The following is a 1,394-nucleotide window of genomic DNA, read 5'->3' as shown; positions in this document are numbered from 1 at the left end:
CCCTGCGCCGCCGCTACCGCCGCCGTGAGCGCCTTGAGTTTGCCGCCGCCGGTGCCGAAACCGGAATCCGCTAATGCCTCATTATAGGCATTACCACGGATATGGTCCCGGATTTGCCTTTCCGTTGGGGCTACGTTGGGGTTATCACCCTGAGCCAGGGCCTCCCTGGCCTCCTGCCGGTCCGCCGCGCTGATATTCTCCACCTTTTTATTGGCGACGTTGAGGGCGCCGATCGCCGCCTCGCTGCGCACGATGTCTATCAGCTGATTGCCGATATCCGACAGCAGCCCGGCCTGTTGCAGCCGCTCCTGCTCCTTGGTTTTATCAAATATCGGGCTTAAGGTCTCGTGGGCGTGCGCCGCATCCCGGCTCAGGGTAGCGATATCCTGGGTTTGCCCTGACTGATTGCGCACTATCAGGCTGCCGGGGCTGAACGCCGCTTTGGTGGTATTGCTGCTTTGGCCCGAGTGATTGACCCCCGACAGCAGGCTGTTGGCCAGGTTGCCGGTGAACTGCCCGCCGATGGGGCCGCCGCTGCTCATGCCGATGCTTTGATGCTCGGCGCTGAATTTCGCCTCATTGTGCATATCGCTGAACCCCAGGGTGCCGGTATCCAGACGGTTTTTGTCCGCCGTGGCGGTGCTGGCGATGGCCGCGCCGTCCAACTGGGTGTGTTCCCCTACCCGGATATCCGCCCCGCCTTTGCCGGCAAAGAGGCCCGTCTGTTCCTGCACCGCGTTGTAGTTGCTCTGTATCTTGTCTCGGCTGATATTGACGCTGGCCGAGCCGGTCATGGAGCCGAAGGTGAAGCTGCCGCCGGCGCTGATGTTCTGCTGTTTGGCATCGTAATTATTGCTGTCCTGTTGGCTTTGCATCAGCAGGTGGCGGCCGATATCGGCTTTGACCGTTTCGCCCTTGACCTGCGCGCCGGACAATATGGCGTCGCGTCCGCTTTCAAGGCGGAGCTGCCGACCCGCCTCCAGCAGGGCGTTGGTGTGGAAGGTACCGTTGCCGCTCTCGCTGCCTTTGCCTTTGTTGATACCGGCGAAGACGCTGATGCCGAAGCCGCCCTGGCCGACGCCGATGCCCACCCCCACCGTGCCGCCTTGGCTGCTGTTGCTGCCCTCGGTTTTTTCATGGCTCAGGGCGGAAAGCAGATGGATATCCTGCCTGGCCTTGAAGCTGATATCGCTGCCCGCCTTGAGCTGGCCGCCCTGCAAGCGGATATCGCCCCCGCCGTCCCGGCCGGTGGCGGTGACGGTCATTGCGCCGCCGGCGCTAAGGCTGCTGCCCTGGGCCATGCGCTGTTCATGATGTTGTTCGGATTTGGCGCTCTGGCTGCCGTAAGAGAGGCTGACGCCGATGGTGTTGTTGTTTTCCGGCGAGTCGCCTTG

At 62.6% G+C, this 1,394-nt stretch carries 1 protein-coding gene; it reads right to left on the bottom strand.

All coding sequences use genetic code 11. From position 1 onward, the window contains the following. Positions 1–1,394: hemagglutinin repeat-containing protein (locus HB631_RS26735; protein ID WP_213994204.1), on the bottom strand; the 1,394-nt coding region annotated here is incomplete at both ends.

It is taken from the genome of Sodalis sp. dw_96 (assembly GCF_018449575.1).
Classification (GTDB): Bacteria; Pseudomonadota; Gammaproteobacteria; order Enterobacterales; family Enterobacteriaceae; genus Acerihabitans.
This window is presented reverse-complemented; position numbering and strand designations above follow the sequence as displayed.